General features: G+C 65.8%; 16 protein-coding genes and 1 pseudogene. 8 read left to right on the top strand and 9 right to left on the bottom strand.

What is annotated here, in order from left to right; all coding sequences use genetic code 11:
• Window positions 1-37: 37 nt before the first annotated feature.
• Complete coding sequence (locus ABIB27_RS16710) at window positions 38-949, top strand: LysR family transcriptional regulator (RefSeq protein WP_354254319.1); 912 nt, start codon at window positions 38-40, stop codon at window positions 947-949.
• An 8-nt stretch (window positions 950-957) separates the two neighbouring features.
• Here the strand turns inward: ABIB27_RS16710 and ABIB27_RS16705 are convergent, their stop codons facing one another.
• Both ABIB27_RS16705 and ABIB27_RS16700 read right to left on the bottom strand, forming a co-directional pair.
• Window positions 958-1911, bottom strand: a complete 954-nt coding sequence (locus ABIB27_RS16705) for a spermidine synthase (protein WP_354254317.1) — start codon at window positions 1909-1911, stop codon at window positions 958-960.
• A 130-nt stretch (window positions 1912-2041) separates the two neighbouring features.
• Window positions 2042-2722 carry a hypothetical protein gene (locus tag ABIB27_RS16700; RefSeq protein ID WP_354254315.1) on the bottom strand — a complete coding sequence of 227 codons (681 nt, stop codon included), beginning with the start codon at window positions 2720-2722 and terminating at the stop codon, window positions 2042-2044.
• A 201-nt stretch (window positions 2723-2923) separates the two neighbouring features.
• Between ABIB27_RS16700 and ABIB27_RS16695 the strand changes: the two genes are divergently transcribed.
• The 4 genes from ABIB27_RS16695 (at window position 2924) to ABIB27_RS16680 (ending at window position 6299) form a co-directional block, all read left to right on the top strand.
• Window positions 2924-3958 carry a hypothetical protein gene (locus tag ABIB27_RS16695; protein ID WP_354254313.1) on the top strand — a complete coding sequence of 345 codons (1035 nt, stop codon included), beginning with the start codon at window positions 2924-2926 and terminating at the stop codon, window positions 3956-3958.
• Window positions 3958-4389, top strand: a complete 432-nt coding sequence (locus tag ABIB27_RS16690; protein ID WP_354216709.1) for a phage holin family protein — start codon at window positions 3958-3960, stop codon at window positions 4387-4389. The genes ABIB27_RS16695 and ABIB27_RS16690 overlap by 1 nt, the downstream gene beginning before the upstream one ends.
• A complete protein-coding gene (locus tag ABIB27_RS16685) occupies window positions 4386-4994 on the top strand; it encodes a DUF3618 domain-containing protein (protein WP_354254311.1) in 609 nt (202 codons plus the stop codon). The genes ABIB27_RS16690 and ABIB27_RS16685 overlap by 4 nt, the downstream gene beginning before the upstream one ends.
• Before the next feature lie 93 nt (window positions 4995-5087).
• Entirely contained in the window at window positions 5088-6299 is a 1212-nt protein-coding gene (locus ABIB27_RS16680; protein WP_354216707.1) for a YhjD/YihY/BrkB family envelope integrity protein, read from the top strand.
• Window positions 6300-6563: 264 nt separating this feature from the next.
• Here the strand turns inward: ABIB27_RS16680 and ABIB27_RS16675 are convergent, their stop codons facing one another.
• The 6 genes from ABIB27_RS16675 to ABIB27_RS16650 form a co-directional block, all read right to left on the bottom strand.
• Window positions 6564-7307: a glycosyltransferase family 2 protein gene (locus ABIB27_RS16675; RefSeq protein ID WP_354254309.1), complete on the bottom strand. Its 744-nt coding sequence runs from the start codon at window positions 7305-7307 to the stop codon at window positions 6564-6566.
• Window position 7308: 1 nt separating this feature from the next.
• Complete coding sequence (locus tag ABIB27_RS16670) at window positions 7309-8712, bottom strand: PIG-L family deacetylase (RefSeq protein ID WP_354254307.1); 1404 nt, start codon at window positions 8710-8712, stop codon at window positions 7309-7311.
• Window positions 8706-9776, bottom strand: a complete 1071-nt coding sequence (locus ABIB27_RS16665; protein WP_354254364.1) for an acyl-CoA dehydrogenase family protein — start codon at window positions 9774-9776, stop codon at window positions 8706-8708. Before ABIB27_RS16665 ends, ABIB27_RS16670 begins: the two co-directional genes overlap by 7 nt.
• 150 nt (window positions 9777-9926) lie before the next feature.
• Window positions 9927-10406 carry a Dps family protein gene (locus ABIB27_RS16660; RefSeq protein ID WP_354254305.1) on the bottom strand — a complete coding sequence of 160 codons (480 nt, stop codon included), beginning with the start codon at window positions 10404-10406 and terminating at the stop codon, window positions 9927-9929.
• A gap of 121 nt (window positions 10407-10527) precedes the next feature.
• The gene (locus ABIB27_RS16655) at window positions 10528-11205 is read right to left on the bottom strand and encodes an O-methyltransferase (RefSeq protein ID WP_354254303.1); all 678 of its coding nucleotides are present in this window, start codon (window positions 11203-11205) and stop codon (window positions 10528-10530) included.
• A gap of 32 nt (window positions 11206-11237) precedes the next feature.
• Entirely contained in the window at window positions 11238-11561 is a 324-nt protein-coding gene (locus ABIB27_RS16650) for a thiamine-binding protein (protein WP_354215787.1), read from the bottom strand.
• A gap of 119 nt (window positions 11562-11680) precedes the next feature.
• On the opposite strand from ABIB27_RS16650, the gene ABIB27_RS16645 reads away from it, so the two are divergent.
• Window positions 11681-12316, top strand: a complete 636-nt coding sequence (locus ABIB27_RS16645) for a TetR/AcrR family transcriptional regulator (RefSeq protein WP_354215788.1) — start codon at window positions 11681-11683, stop codon at window positions 12314-12316.
• Between the two features lie 165 nt (window positions 12317-12481).
• The gene (locus ABIB27_RS16640; protein WP_354215789.1) at window positions 12482-12700 is read left to right on the top strand and encodes a hypothetical protein; all 219 of its coding nucleotides are present in this window, start codon (window positions 12482-12484) and stop codon (window positions 12698-12700) included.
• An 87-nt stretch (window positions 12701-12787) separates the two neighbouring features.
• Here ABIB27_RS16640 and ABIB27_RS16635 read toward each other — a convergent pair whose 3' ends face one another.
• Window positions 12788-13072 (bottom strand): hypothetical protein, encoded by a 285-nt coding sequence (locus ABIB27_RS16635; RefSeq protein WP_354254301.1) that lies wholly within the window; start codon window positions 13070-13072, stop codon window positions 12788-12790.
• A gap of 448 nt (window positions 13073-13520) precedes the next feature.
• On the opposite strand from ABIB27_RS16635, the pseudogene ABIB27_RS16630 reads away from it, so the two are divergent.
• A pseudogene (locus ABIB27_RS16630) lies at window positions 13521-13810 on the top strand (hypothetical protein); the annotation flags it as partial.

The following is a 13810-nucleotide window of genomic DNA, read 5'->3' as shown; positions in this document are numbered from 1 at the left end:
ACCAATCCAGCACCCCTCCATGTGCACAATTGCAGATATGTATGCCAATCCAGATGACCTGTTGGTCCTCCTCGCGGTGTCCCGCTCCGCCAGATTTACGACGGCGGCCCAAGCTTTGGGCCTGAACCACACCACCGTGTCACGCCGGATAGCGGCGCTGGAGAAGACGCTGGGCGGACGGGTCCTGGCCCGGGCGGCCGGCGGCTGGGAACTTACGGAGCTTGGCACGCAGGCCGTGCGGGTGGCGGAACAGGTGGAGGCGGCGGTGAGTGCGCTGGGACCGGCAGGCAGGGCACCCGACCCGATTGCCGGCGTCGTACGCATGACGGCGACTGACGGCTTCAGCGCCTACATCGCGGCACCGGCCGTGGCGCGGCTGCACCGGGACCACCCCGGGCTTAGCGTCGAGGTGGTGACCATGACCCGGCGGGCGCTGCAGCAGCGCTCGGGCCTGGACATCGAGGTGGTGGTGGGCGAACCGCAGGTCCACCGGGCCGAAGCCATCCGGCTGGGCGAGTACATGCTGGGGATGTACGCCTCGCGTGCCTACCTTGCCGAGCATGGAACCCCCGCCAGCGTGGCGGAACTGACGGAGCACCCGCTCGTGTACTTCGTGGATTCAATGCTGCAGGTGGACGACCTCGACGCCCCGCGGCGGCTGGTGCCGGCCATGCGGGACGGACTCACCTCCACCAACGTGTTCGTCCACGTGGAAGCCACCCGTGCGGGCGCTGGCATCGGATTCCTGCCCTGCTTTATGGGCGACCTGCATGAGGACCTGGTCCGTCTTCTCCCCGACGAATTCGCCGAGCTGCTCGCCTACTGGATGGTGCTGCGGCCGGATTCGATGCGCCGCCCCGCAGTGGCCGCCGTAGTGCAGGTGCTCAGGGAGCAGACGGTGGCGCACCGGGAGTACCTGCTGGGAAGGGGAAGGAAATCCGGTGGGTGAGCCCCGGCTCAACCACCGGGCGGGGTTCCGACAAGCTCAACCACCGGGATCGGGTCGTGGCGCACCGGGGACCCGGTAGCGAAGGCGCGGACCTGAGCGTCGTTCCAGATGTGGGCGGGAACCGCGCCGCCCAGGAGCCGGCGGGCCAGCTGGGGGTCGCCGTCGAGCGGGGTGTCGCTGCCTGCCATCACCATGTTTCCGTAGCGGCGGCCCTTGAGCATGGCGGGATCGGCGATGATGACGGCGTACTCGAAGGCGGCCGCGATGGTGGCGGCGTCTTCGCGGGCGTTTTTGAGATCCGGGGCGTCGCCGGAGTTGACCACATAGATGCCGCCGGGCGCGAGGACGCGTCTGATGTGCCCGGTGAACTCGGCGGTGGTGAGCGCCCGCGGGGTCAGTGAACCGGCGAAAACGTCGCGGATGATGAAGTCGCGGGTGTCCGGCGTGAGCGTCTCGGTGACCTCGCGGGCCTCCCCTACGCGAAGGCGAAGCAGCGGAGCCTTGGGAAGGGCGAACCAGCCGCGAACATACTCGGTCAGCTTGCCGTCCAGCTCCACCACCACTTGGCGCGCGTCCGGGTAGGCAGCGTGGAAGTAACGGGCCAGGGAACAGGCACCGCCGCCCAGGTGCAGCCCGCGCAGCTTTTCGGGTGCCCCTGCTTTGGAACCGCCTGACGTGGCCTTGGCAGGCCAGCGGGATTCGATCAGCGCCGCCATCCAGCGCATGTACTCGAAGTCGAGGAACAGCGGATCGGCGAGGTCGATGTGGGAGCTCATCACGCCGTTGATCTTGAGCAGCCAGCCATTGGAGTTGTCCTGGTCGGCGATCAGCTCGCAGTCACCGGTATCGATGTAGTAGACGCCTTCCACGGGGCCGTCCGGGCGGGTGCCCTTGGGCACTTCGACGACGCCCGCCGTCGGACGCTGGCTGCTCCTGCCGCCTGACTTGCCGCGTTTCGCCATTACCCGTTTGCCGCTTCAGTCATGGTCCAAGCCTAGTTGTTCAGCCCAAATCGGCTGGCCGGTGCAACCGGCTGACCGACCGGCCCGCCAGCGCACCAGCCGGTCGGCGGCCCGGGAAACACAGTCCTGCTCAAATTCCGGAGCGCGGCGTGTCGCGTTCGGCACGCTCGCGGCGCCTCCGGAGATCCTCGGCCTGGGCAGATTCTGCGCCGTCACCGGCATTCTCGTAGGGGTCGCTGTCGCCACTGATATCGCCGCGGGACTGCGCATCAACGGGCGGCATTTCACCGGACCGGGCGTCCCGGGGGCGAAGGTCGTCGCCGCGGGCGTCGGCGGCGTGAACGTCATGGGAATTGACGCTGGATTCGGCGCGGCGCATACCAGTAACTGAATCCTGGCCGACATCCTGGCTCGAATGGCCGCGGCCCCGGTCGCGGTCCCGACTCAGATTCTGGTCCTCATCCTGGCGGACATCCGGGTCTATCGCGTTGGCCTTCTCGGCCTGCCTGGCCGCATCGTCACGGAGGGATCGAGCGTCGCCCGCCTTCTGCTCGGCTTCATGCTTCAGCCGTGCGGCGTCTACCTGTGCCTGCTCCGCGTCGGCGCGGGCGCGGCTGGCCCTGGCTTCGTTCTCACGTGCATCGAGCTCCACCTGCTCCGCCTTCCGGCGCATTTCGGCGGCCTTTTCGCGGTTCGATTCGTCCCTTTTCTGCTCAAGTGCGCGGCGGCGACGGCCCGTCACCAGGAACACGACCAGCAAGACCACAACAACAAGGCCAACAATCACCCAAAGCCACGGTGCAATGTCCAAGCTACCCACCACTTTCTTTTTGCTGCGACCGGACTCCGATCCGCCGGAAAACCGGCGCCTGGATCCGCTGATATCGGTAACCGTTTAAAAGTCAACCACTAAGGGTACTTACGTTCTGTTAGTAACCATGCTTACTATTTTACGGCTAGCATGGCTGGTTCTTGATCAGCAACCGGCCTTCTTTGGAAAGAGAGAGCGAAGATGACAGAGAACCAAAGGCCCGAGGACTCGACATTCACGGCTCCTCCAAGCATTCCGGGCTCCACAGAAGAATCCAGCTTCACAGGGGAACGCCGCGCCAGCACGTTTCCCACAACTGCAGCAACGGGTGCAGCCGTAACCCCGCCCACAACCTCAGTACCGAAGACCGGCGGCGGCCTCGGCGGGTCCCGCACAGATACCGCCAAGGATGAAACGGCAGACGTTGCGCGGACCGCAGCGGATTCGGCACAAAACGTGGCTGAGACCGCCAAGTCCGAGGCGGCCAACGTCGCATCCGAAGCGAAGGCCAATGCCAAGGATCTGCTCTACCAGGCCCGCAGCGACCTCACCGATCAGGCTGGCGCGCAGCAGCAGAAGGTAGCAAATGGCCTCCGGTCAGTTTCGGACGAGCTCCACGCCATGGCGCAGGCCTCAGACCAGCCCGGAGTGGCTACCGACCTGGTCCGCCAGGTCGCTGAACGTTCTTCCTCCGTCGCTGCGTGGCTGGACGGCCGCGATCCCGGATCGCTCCTGAACGAAGTCAAGAGCTTCGCCAGGCAGCGCCCCGGAACCTTCCTGCTCCTCGCCGCCGGGGCCGGCGTCCTCGCCGGGCGGCTCACCCGCAGCCTCAGCGCAGGCGCGCCGGACTCCACCACGGGCAGGACAAGCGGCCAATACGATGCAACCGGGCAGTACGGCACCGGCAGTCAGTACGGCGCCGGCCCGGGCGGCTACACGCCGTCCAGCGGCGCCTACGCACCGGCGGCCGGGGGCACTGTCCCGCCTCCGCCGGTGGATCTGCCCGGTACGGCCACCACCACGGCAGGGTTCGACGGCGGCGCACCGGGCAGCAGCTACAGTGACCCTTACAGCCCCGCCAGTTCCTTGGACAGCCCCCAGCTCGCGGACGAGACGTGGTCGCGCAACCGCCTGGCTGACGATCCGTTGGGCGAACGTGAACTGGCCGACGATCCAATGGCCAACGACGCCTTGACCCGGGACCGCTCCGCGGACGGCCAGACTGGCAGGCTGTGATGAGCAGTCAAATTCCGGAATCTCCCCCCTCGGCGGCACACGTGAAGGCGGACAATACGTCGCTGGGTGATCTGCTCGGTGACGTGACGCGTGACCTTTCCACCTTGATGCGCCAGGAAGTGGAGCTCGCCAAGGCCGAACTTAAGGAGTCGGCCAGCAAAGCAGGCAAAGGCGGCGGCATGCTCGCCGGCGCCGGCGTCGCTGGCCACTTCGTCCTGCTGTTCCTCTCAATCGCCCTCTGGTATGCCCTGGGGGAACTGATGGGACTGGGCTGGTCCGCCGTCGTAGTAGCCGTGATCTGGGGCATCATCGCCGCCGTCCTGGCCTCCATCGGCCGGAAGGAACTCAAAGCTGTCAAGGGCCTGCCCCAGACCGCAGAAACACTCCAGGAAATTCCCCCAACCCTAAAACCCGGTGAGGTAAAACGATGAGCGACAACCCGGACGACATCCGTTCTGACATTGAAGCAACCCGCGCCCGGCTGGGCACCAACGTGGACGCCGTGGCGAACAAGGTGTCACCGTCCAACATCGTCCACCGCCAGACTGACAAGGTACGCGAGGCCGTGTTCGGAGTGAAGGAGAAAGTCATGGGAGCAGCCGACGACGCTACCACCCGCGTCCACAGCGGCGTTCATGCACGCACCGACAGCGCGGGCAACGCGCTGACCGATGCCCGCGAGGCAATCAGTGACGCGCCGCATCAGGTGAAGGCCAAGACCCAGGGGAATCCGATGGCCGCAGGTTTTATCGCGTTCGGCGCCGGACTGCTCCTGTCGTCCCTGATCCCGGCCAGCGAGAAGGAACGCGAAGCGGCGGACGCCCTCAAAACCGCCGCCGAACCTCTCACTACGGAACTGACCGAAGCTGCCAAGGACATGGCCGAAGGGCTGAAGGATCCCGCCCGGGAAGCCATGGAAAACGTTAAGGCCACCGCCACAGACGCCGCCGAGAACGTCAAAGCCGAAGGCCAGGCGGCTGCGGCCGACGTAAAAGACCGCGCCACCGATGCCAAGGACAATGTCCAAAACACCTGACCGGCGGCAGTAACCGCCCGCAGTATCACAGTCAGGCCGGTCCGCCTCCCCGGGTGGGCCGGCCTTTCAAATGACAATCCCAGAGGACACCCCATGGCCGCTCAAGACTCGTCCGAAACCAGTACCGCCAAGGCCGGCCAAGCACCGGCGCCGGACGACTCCCGGAAACCGGACAGCCCTACCGATGTCACCAAGCCGTCCTGGAAGTACATCACCAAAAAAACTCTGCGGGAGTTCAGCAAGGACCAGTGCCCGGACCTCGCTGCTGCCCTGACGTATTACGCTGTGCTGTCCTTGTTTCCCGCAATGCTCGCGCTCGTTTCCCTCATCGGTCTTTTCGGGGATCCGGCGAAAACTACCACGGCCCTGCTGGAGATCGTGCGGGGATTCGCCCCTGCTGAGACGGTGAATACTGTCACCGGCCCGGTTGCGGAGCTGGCTAACGCACCTGCGGCAGGGTTGACTCTGTTCATTGGCATGGCAACAGCGCTCTGGTCCGCCTCGGGGTACGTGGGCGCTTTCGGCCGGGCAATGAACCGCATCTACGAGGTCGATGAGGGCCGCCCGTTCGTGAAGCTGCGTGGGACCATGCTGGCCGTCACGTTGCTGGCAGTAGTCATCATTGCCCTCCTCGCGGGCATGCTGGTGCTCAGCGGGCCCGTGGCAGAGGCAGTCGGCGGACTCATCGGCCTGGGCGGTGCGTTCCTCGCAGTCTGGGAAATCGCCAAGTGGCCGGTGATGGTGGCGCTCATGATTGCCGTCATCGCGGTGCTCTACTACGCCACGCCAAACGTCAAGCAACCAAAGTTCAAATGGATGAGCCTCGGATCCGGAATAGCCCTGGTCATCTTCCTGCTGGCTTCACTCGGGTTCGGCTTCTACGTTGCTAACTTCGGCAATTACAACAAGACCTACGGGGCCTTGGGCGGGGTGATCGTTATGCTGCTCTGGCTCTGGATCCTGAACATGTCGCTGCTCTTCGGCGCGGAGTTCGACGCCGAGATGGAGCGCGGCCGGCAACTCCAGGCCGGCATCGAGGCTGAAGAAACCATCCAGTTGCCGCCGCGGGACACCAAAAAGAGCGAGAAGCTGCAGAAGCAGGAAGAAGAAGACATCAAGCACGGCCGCGAACTGCGCGAAAAGCACAATCCACAGGATGGTGGGGACACGGAAGATTCCACCTCAGGCCGGGACGACCACCAGGACCGGTCCGAGGGCGAAGGCCGGGAACGGCACCGGGACAGGGTCCGGGATAAGGTTCGGGATCGCGTCTCCAGGAGGGACCCTGGGCGGGAGGACCGCTAGGGCGTAACCAGGCGGCGGCGGGACTAGGCAGGACCAGTAACTTGGAGGAAGATCAGTAACAGGAAATACCGTCTCTTTCCCGGGGCAGTTGCGGCCCCGGGTGTCAGACGGGGCCGGCGGCGAGGTGGCCTCTTCTGAGACCGAGGCCAGTCCCCCCAGTCGTCGTCGGCCCCCTGGATATTTTGCGGGCGCTGTGCTTTTAGCGATGTGCCGTGGAGGTAGTGGCGCTTGCCCAAGTGCTCCCACATGCGCCAGCTGCACTCGTTAGCCCTTCAACGCCGCCGGTTCAAGTGTGAGCGCCAGCAGATAGGCGCCAAATCCCTGCGGTGCGCGGGCATTGGTCCGGCCCGAGGTGCGGACCCTAATGGTGTCCGTGGACCAGACACTGCACCCGTATTTGTGAAGCCGCTCCACCAATGCCCGGTCCTCATGCGAGCGAAGGCGGGGAAAACCACCGGCCAGCACATAAGCCGAAGCACGAACGCCCAGGTTCGCTCCATGCACGTGCGGATGGTCCTCCCCTAACGGGTGGCGGGCGTGCCAGCGTCTCAGCACCTCGCCGTCCGTGCTTTCCGGGTCTGGCTCCACTGTCCCCAAGACGGCATCGGCCCCCCGGTCGGCCAGTTCCACCTGGCGCAGCAGCCAGTTTTCCGGAACGCAGGAATCGGCGTCGGTATTGGCCAGCCAGAGTTGCGGGGAAGCGTCCGGAAGACCCTTTTCGAGGCTTGCCAAGAGCGCCGTGCGAATGCCTGCACGGCGGCTTCCTCCCACGCTGCGGAAGGCCACCCGTAGAAGTGAATTGCGGCTGTCCATGCGCGCGAACTTTGCGGCCACTTGGCCGGAGTTGTCTGTACAGCTATCCAGGACCACCAGGATCGTTACCGCGATGGCCGGCCGCTGCCCCTGCAGGACATCGGCGGCAGCCCGCACCGCCGCAAGCGCTCCTGGGAGGAGCTGTTCCTCATTGTGGACCGGAATCACCACTGCCACCTGCCCAATGCGGTCCACGTCAGGCCTCCAAAGTTCCGGGATCGGTAGGCGCTTCCAGCGCTTCCAGCACGAAGTCGCGTTCCTGATACAGTGCTGCGGTGCGCCACCGCAGCCGGTTCCGGGCCAGAGTGTGCACCGAGTCGCCGTCGAGCTCCCAGCCGGAAACCGGGTGCCGCCAATGGCACAGCAGCAGCGTGCCGCCCGGCGCCATGGCCGCTTCAACCCGCGTAAGCAGGCGCTCAAGTTCGACCGGCGCGAGGTAGTAGCCCACCTCGGATACCACCACCAGGTCGTAGCGGCCCTTGGGCCACTCAGCCGGCAAGGTCAGCTGCCGGATGGAGACGCCGGGATAGGGTGCAAGCCGCTGGGCGGCAAGCTCCAGGGCTGTGCTGCTGGCGTCAACTGCCAGGAGGCTGACGCACCTGCCGGCCAGCTCGGCAGTCAGGGTGCCGATTGAGCAGCCGATTTCCAGGCCCGACTGGTACTTTTCCTGGGGCAGCGCGGCGAGCGTCAGGGTGCGTTTCCGGCGCTCGTACCAGCGGGTGGTGTACTGCCATGGGTCATCGGACGTCGAGTGCACCGCATCGAAAATCCGTTGCGCGTCCGCGCTGGTATGGGGAGCCGACTGAGCCGCCGATCCGGCGGCAGCCGCGCCCGGCCGGGTCCAGGCAAACGTCTCAAAGGCGCGCTGGAAATGGGCCAGGAACCCCACGCTGAGCAGCGCCTCATCCCCTGCCAGTTCGGACAACGGAAGTACCTGGCTGGCATGGACGGCCATGGCGGCTTTCTTGGCAGCCTGTTGTTCAAGGCCCAAGGGAAGCCGCGCCCACGACTGCCAGGCCGCGTCCTCCGGCGAGGCCCATAGCCAGTACCAGATGGGATATTCCAGCAGGGCGTGGCCGCCCTCGCGGGCCACATCGGCCGCCGTAGCGCCCAGGACGTCGTGGTCCGCGTGCCCGTCCGCACGGTAGGGAGCCACTATGGCCAACTGCTCAGGGTTTCCGGGGTGCCTGGTGATGGCTTCCCGGAGCCGGGCGGAAATTTCCAGCGTCCGGTCGTTCAGGCCGCCATCCGGCAGCCCCAGGAAACGCCAGCACCCGGTCAGCCCCAGGACCTCCATCGCGGCCGCGAATTCGTCAAGACGGATGGCTGCGAGCTGCCCAGGCGTCATCGTGGCGGACGCCGGGTGCGAGGCCTCCCCCGCTGTACAAAGCAGCACTTCGACGTTGGCTCCCAACGCGTGCAGGAGCGCCAGCAAGCCCCCCGCGCCGAGGGATTCGTCATCCGGGTGGGCGGCCAGCACCACAAACCGCATGGCACTCAATTCCTGCGGATCAAGGGCCATCTCAGCCAACGTGGCCAGCCCGCTTGCCGCCCAGTCCGTTTCGTCCGTGCCCCGGTCCGTGTGCGCGAACGTCACCACAGGTGCTGCCCCCCGAGAGTCAGTTTCCCCAACTGGGCGTCGTCCCGCATGGCGTGGTGCTGGCGCACGTACAGGGCCAGGTCCGCCATGCGCTTGGCGTACAGTTCGTCGAACGCCAGCGGCGCAGGTCCGCGGTTCTGGCTGACCAAGGACAGGACACGCTCGACGGCGGCGGCGACCGTTCCGCGCGCCCGCAACGCTTCGCTCCAGGCGCTGGGGCCTGCCCCAGGGGTTCCGTCCCCGCCGGGTTGGCCGCCGTCGTCAGACAGTGCACCGCCGTCGATCAGCTGCGCCGTGCGCGCCAAGTACTGGACGGTGGAGGTCAGGATCCGGTCCGTTTCTCCCAACGCCGCCAGCGCGATCTGGTCAGGTTCCCGGCCCGTCCCGGCAGCCGCACTAAGCGATACCTTGTATTCCCTCGCCACAGCCACCGCTCCACCCAGCCAGCAGGCGGCCACTCCCATCCCGCCCCACGCGAAACCGGGCCGGCTGAAGTACCAGCCATCCCCGCCCAAAGGAACTGCCGGTACCTGGCTGAAGTGGACGGTCCCGCTGGGAATCTCCCGGAGGCCACGCGCCACCCAAGCGGGTTCCTCGCACGACACACCCGGGTGCCGGAGGTCCACGGCATAGGCGGCCCGGCCACCGGTTTCTGCGTGGGCGGTGATGACGGCCCGGTCCAGAAGAGGCGCCAATGAACACCACGGTTTTGCGCCGCTGAGCAGGACGTCGTCACCATCGGATTTAGCCTGGAGGCGCGCCCCCGGACCCTCGGCGGCGAACACTCCCCACACGCCGGCACGTTCGGCCGGGTGGATGCCCGCCTGGGCCAGGATGGCCTGCGCATCCAGATGGGGTTCGAAAACGCGGCCTGCGGCCACATCCACGCTGGCGACCGAGGCAAGCAGCTCCCAGAGAAGGCCAGTCTGTCCATCCCCCGGCTTGGGCCAATTACTTCCGACCTCCCTGGCCAGGGCCAGCAGCACGGGGACATCGCCCACCGCCGACTGGATGGCGTTGAGCAGGGGTCCGTACTCGGCCAGCTCCGTTTCAGCTGACACCAGGCGGACAGGCTTGGGACACCGGCGCTTGCCGGCGGCAGCGGCCCGCAAGCCTGCCGACGTTGTCGTGGCAGTCAGTGCTGCTGGCGCTGCCGGCACCCGTTCTGTCTGCGTTCTATTTTCAGTCACGCGCTGTTACCTGTCAGTCCCGGCCTACTTCTCTGCCGCTTGGGTAACGGGTGCCGAGGCTGCCATGGCCTCTGCGTTGACCATCCAGGCCAGCTGTTCCAGCCGTTCGATCGCGGCATGCAGCAGGTCGGCGCTGGTGGGGTCCTCGTCGTCCACCTCGTCATGGACATCCCGCATGGTCTTGGCAGTGCGTTCCAGCCTGGCGGTGACCAGCTTGACGGCATCCTTGGTGGAAACCAGCCCGCCGGGAAACTCCTCAAGGCGGGTGTCCGAAGCTACGGTCTTGCTCCGGCCGTCAGGCAGGGCATGCAACGCGCGCATCCGTTCGGCCGCCTGGTCCGCGAACAGTCGGGCGCTGGCGGTGATCTCGTCGAGCTGCAAATGGAGGTCACGGAAGTTGGTGCCCACAATGTTCCAGTGGGCCTGCTTGCCTTGCATGTGGAGCTCAATCAGGTCCGTGAGGACCATCTGTAGGTTGCTGGCGAGGGTGGGTGACGCTTTCATCGAATTCCTCCACTGCGGGCGGTCCGTTCCGGACGGGGCATCGGCCGGAACGTTATTCTAAGCATACTTAGCAGTATTCCGGATGAACGGGACGGTCGGCAGACCAACCGAAGACTGCCACTCAGCGGACCCGAGCCAGAGCGAACCCATCCCAGCCTTTGGACCCGACGGTCTGGATTACGGTGCCATCAAGCTGCGGGTGTTTTCCCAGCAGTTCCAGGGCGCTGATGATCCCCGGCGCGTTAACGTCGTCGATGGATGGCTCCAGGACTGCCCCCTCCCACACGGCGTTGTCCAGCACGATGGCGGTTCCCGGCCGGCCCAGGCGGACAGCCCACTCAAGGTAGTCGGCGTCGTGTTCCTTGTCCGCATCGATGAACACAAAATCGAAGGGCTCCTGACCTTCCGCCTGCAGCGCGGCCAAGGTGTCGAGGGCTGCCCCGACGCGCACCTCAACCTTGTCAGCCAGCCCGGCTGCCGCCACGTTGGCCCTGGCGATGTCCGCATGTTTGGTGAGGTATTCGCACGTCACCAGCCGGCCGCCGTCGGGAAGCCCCTGCGCCATCCAGATGCTGCTGAACCCGGCCAGCGTGCCGATTTCCAGCACCCGCCGGGCACCCGAAATCTGGACCAGGAGCTTAAGCAGCTTGCCGGCGTTGGGGGTCACTTCGATGGGCGGCATCCCGGCGTCGACGGCGGTGCTCACCGCCCGCTGCAGTGCGTCGTCGGGATGCACCACAGTTGCCGTCAGGAATTCTTCCACTTCCAGCCAGCCGGCCTGCGTCCTGTGCTCAAACATGGCCACAGTCTGACACGCGGCCACATCGGGGTCTAGGAACCTTCTTCGAGGGCCTTGTCCAGGCGGTCCACCTTGGCGTTGAGCTCGCCCTCGTAACCGGGCCGGATGTCTGCCTTGATGACCAGCGAGACGCGGCTTCCGAACTGGCCCACGGCCTCGGTGGCGCGCTTGACGACGTCGAACACTTCGTCCCATTCGCCCTCGATGGTGGTGAACATCGAGTCCGTCTGGTTGGGCAGGCCCGACTCCCGGACGATCTTCACGGCGGCTGCAACGGCGTCATGGACAGAAGCATCGGAGGGGCGGGCACCCCCGGCGGGCGTGCCGGACGGGGCGACTGAAAAGGCAAGCAACATAGGGCAAGTCTGCCACGCGAGCGGGGCACCGGATGGGCTGGAAGGCAGGTGAAACGTCACATAACCGGCTACCCTCCGGTAACCACGTCCATTGCCTGCCGCGTTGCTAACCTGACCAAATGAGCATTGCTGTCGTCCGCAAGCCACTACGCGCAGACGCTGCCCGGAACGTGGACAAGATCATTCTGGCTGCCCGCCAGTGTTTCCGTGAGCACGGTCCCGAGGTTTCCCTGCAGACCATCGCAGCGACGGCGGGCGTAGGCCCGGCCACTCTCTTCCGGAACTTCGCCGACAAAGATGAGCTGGTGCTGGCCGCCCTCAACCGGCAGCTCAGGGAGACCGTGGACCCGATTATTGTCGACGCGCTGACGGGCATGGACGCCGCCGTAGGACTGCTGCGCGTCATCGAGGCCATCATGGCCGCCGCCAGCGCCGATGCCAACCTGTTGGGCGCGGTAGCGGCGCGCCGCGAACTCCTCACCGGGGTCACGGGCTCGTTGATGGACTCCCTCGGCGTACTGCTGGTGCGGGGCCAAGGCCAAGGCACCCTGCGTTCCGATATTTCCATGACTGACATGTTCCGGCTTCTGGCCATGCTGATCGGCGTGGTGGATACCATGGAGCCCGGTTCCGACGCCTGGCGCCGTCCCGTTGCCCTCATCGAGGATGCCATCCGCACTGAACGGTCCGGCCGGCCCCTCCCCCCACACGTCCCGCTGCCCGCCTCAGAGCTGCAGGGCCGGCAGTTCGCCTGAGGGGACCCGCCTGAGGCACCTAACCGGGCCTATGGTGCAGCATTGTTTAGTGTCCAGACGTTGGAATAGACTCAGGTAGGGTTACGCAGTCAGCCTCTGAACTATCAGAGGAGTTACAGTGCACCACGTCCCCCGAAGCTCAACCGACAGGCGCGTGCTTCCCGTATGAACCACTCCACGCTTTCCCGGATAATCAGCGACCCCCGCGGCCCCGAAGAAGTCCTTCCCTCGCTTGCCGCGGAAGACCTCGCCAATCTGCTGGACGCTTTGTACCAGAACCTCGACACCCCGGCCCCGGACCTCGGCGCGCAGGCATGGTACGAATTCGCCGTTGAAGAAAGCGCCCGCCGCACTATCGCTCCCACTGATGAGCAGTCCGCCTAAGGGGATCTAACGCGGGCCCGTGAAGCATACCGCGTTGATGGGGACCCGGACGGGCGCGCCTCGCTAAGTCAAGGGTGACATAGCGGATCACGTTGGGCCGGCGTCACCCTCTGGGTCTGTGTCTTGGGCTTCCTCGGCATCGGGCACTGCAGGCACCTCAGGCTCGTGGTGATGGGGCACGTGCTCCTTGGCCTTTATTAGATGCTGCTGCAGCTTCTCCTCGGCATCGCGGCGGCGCCGGGACGTGTCCCGCAACTCCCTCGTCGCTTCGGAGGCACTCGCGTTGTAGGTAGGCCGCGACTTCGGTTCCGGCCCCTTGTTGTCCGTACCGCCGGCGCCATCCTGTGCGTAGTGCTGTGCTGGTTCGTTCATTTCTACTGGCTCCTCTTCGGCCGCCCTGGCCGGCTCACGCCGATATGCTGCCCGGCTTCTATTGATCCAGCTCCTGTTCGCGCTTACGGAGCTCAGCCCGAACCGCCGCGTGAAGTGCTGCCATGCCCGTTTCCTGGCTGACGTCCAAGGCCAGTCTTATCCGTTCAGAGAGGATGTCAAGGTCCTCGGGCGGCACGTCGGAGAGGGATCCGAATCGGGTGAAGAAGCGCCTGACTGGCAGGCCGGCGCGCCATCCATGGGGTGCGGGTCGGCGGGTTTTGTCGGGTCTGGCACGGCTTGCGTGCAGTCTTAGTTCCATGGTCATCACTCTCACGGGAGTCCAGGGCCAACTGCATAGCCAGCCTCATGCTACAGCGCCCGGGTCCCGCACCACTAGGGTCCGACGAGACTCACCTATAGTGCTCGCGAAACGGGGTGCATACCTCATTTGAGAAACGCTCGCGAAATTACGGGCCGCTACGGGCAGAACGCCAAGGGCCTGATTCTGGACGAGCTCGTGGCGGTTACCGGGTCGTCCAGGGCCGACGCCCGCCGGGCCCTGTCCATGGCCCGGAAGCGTAGAGGCCCGGCGAAATCGGTCGTACTTAAGCCGCGGGGGCGGACCTATGGCTATGAGACCGTGAAGGTCCTGATCAGTGTGTGGCGGCTCGCGGGGATGCCCTCGGGGAAGTATCTGGCCGCGACCATGCGCATCTGGTTGCCCAAGCTTCAGGCCTT

Source organism: Arthrobacter sp. UYEF21 (assembly GCF_040546085.1).
Classification (GTDB): domain Bacteria; phylum Actinomycetota; class Actinomycetes; order Actinomycetales; family Micrococcaceae; genus Arthrobacter.
The sequence above is the reverse complement of the archived record's forward strand: the minus strand, read 5'-3'. Positions and strand labels throughout refer to the sequence as shown.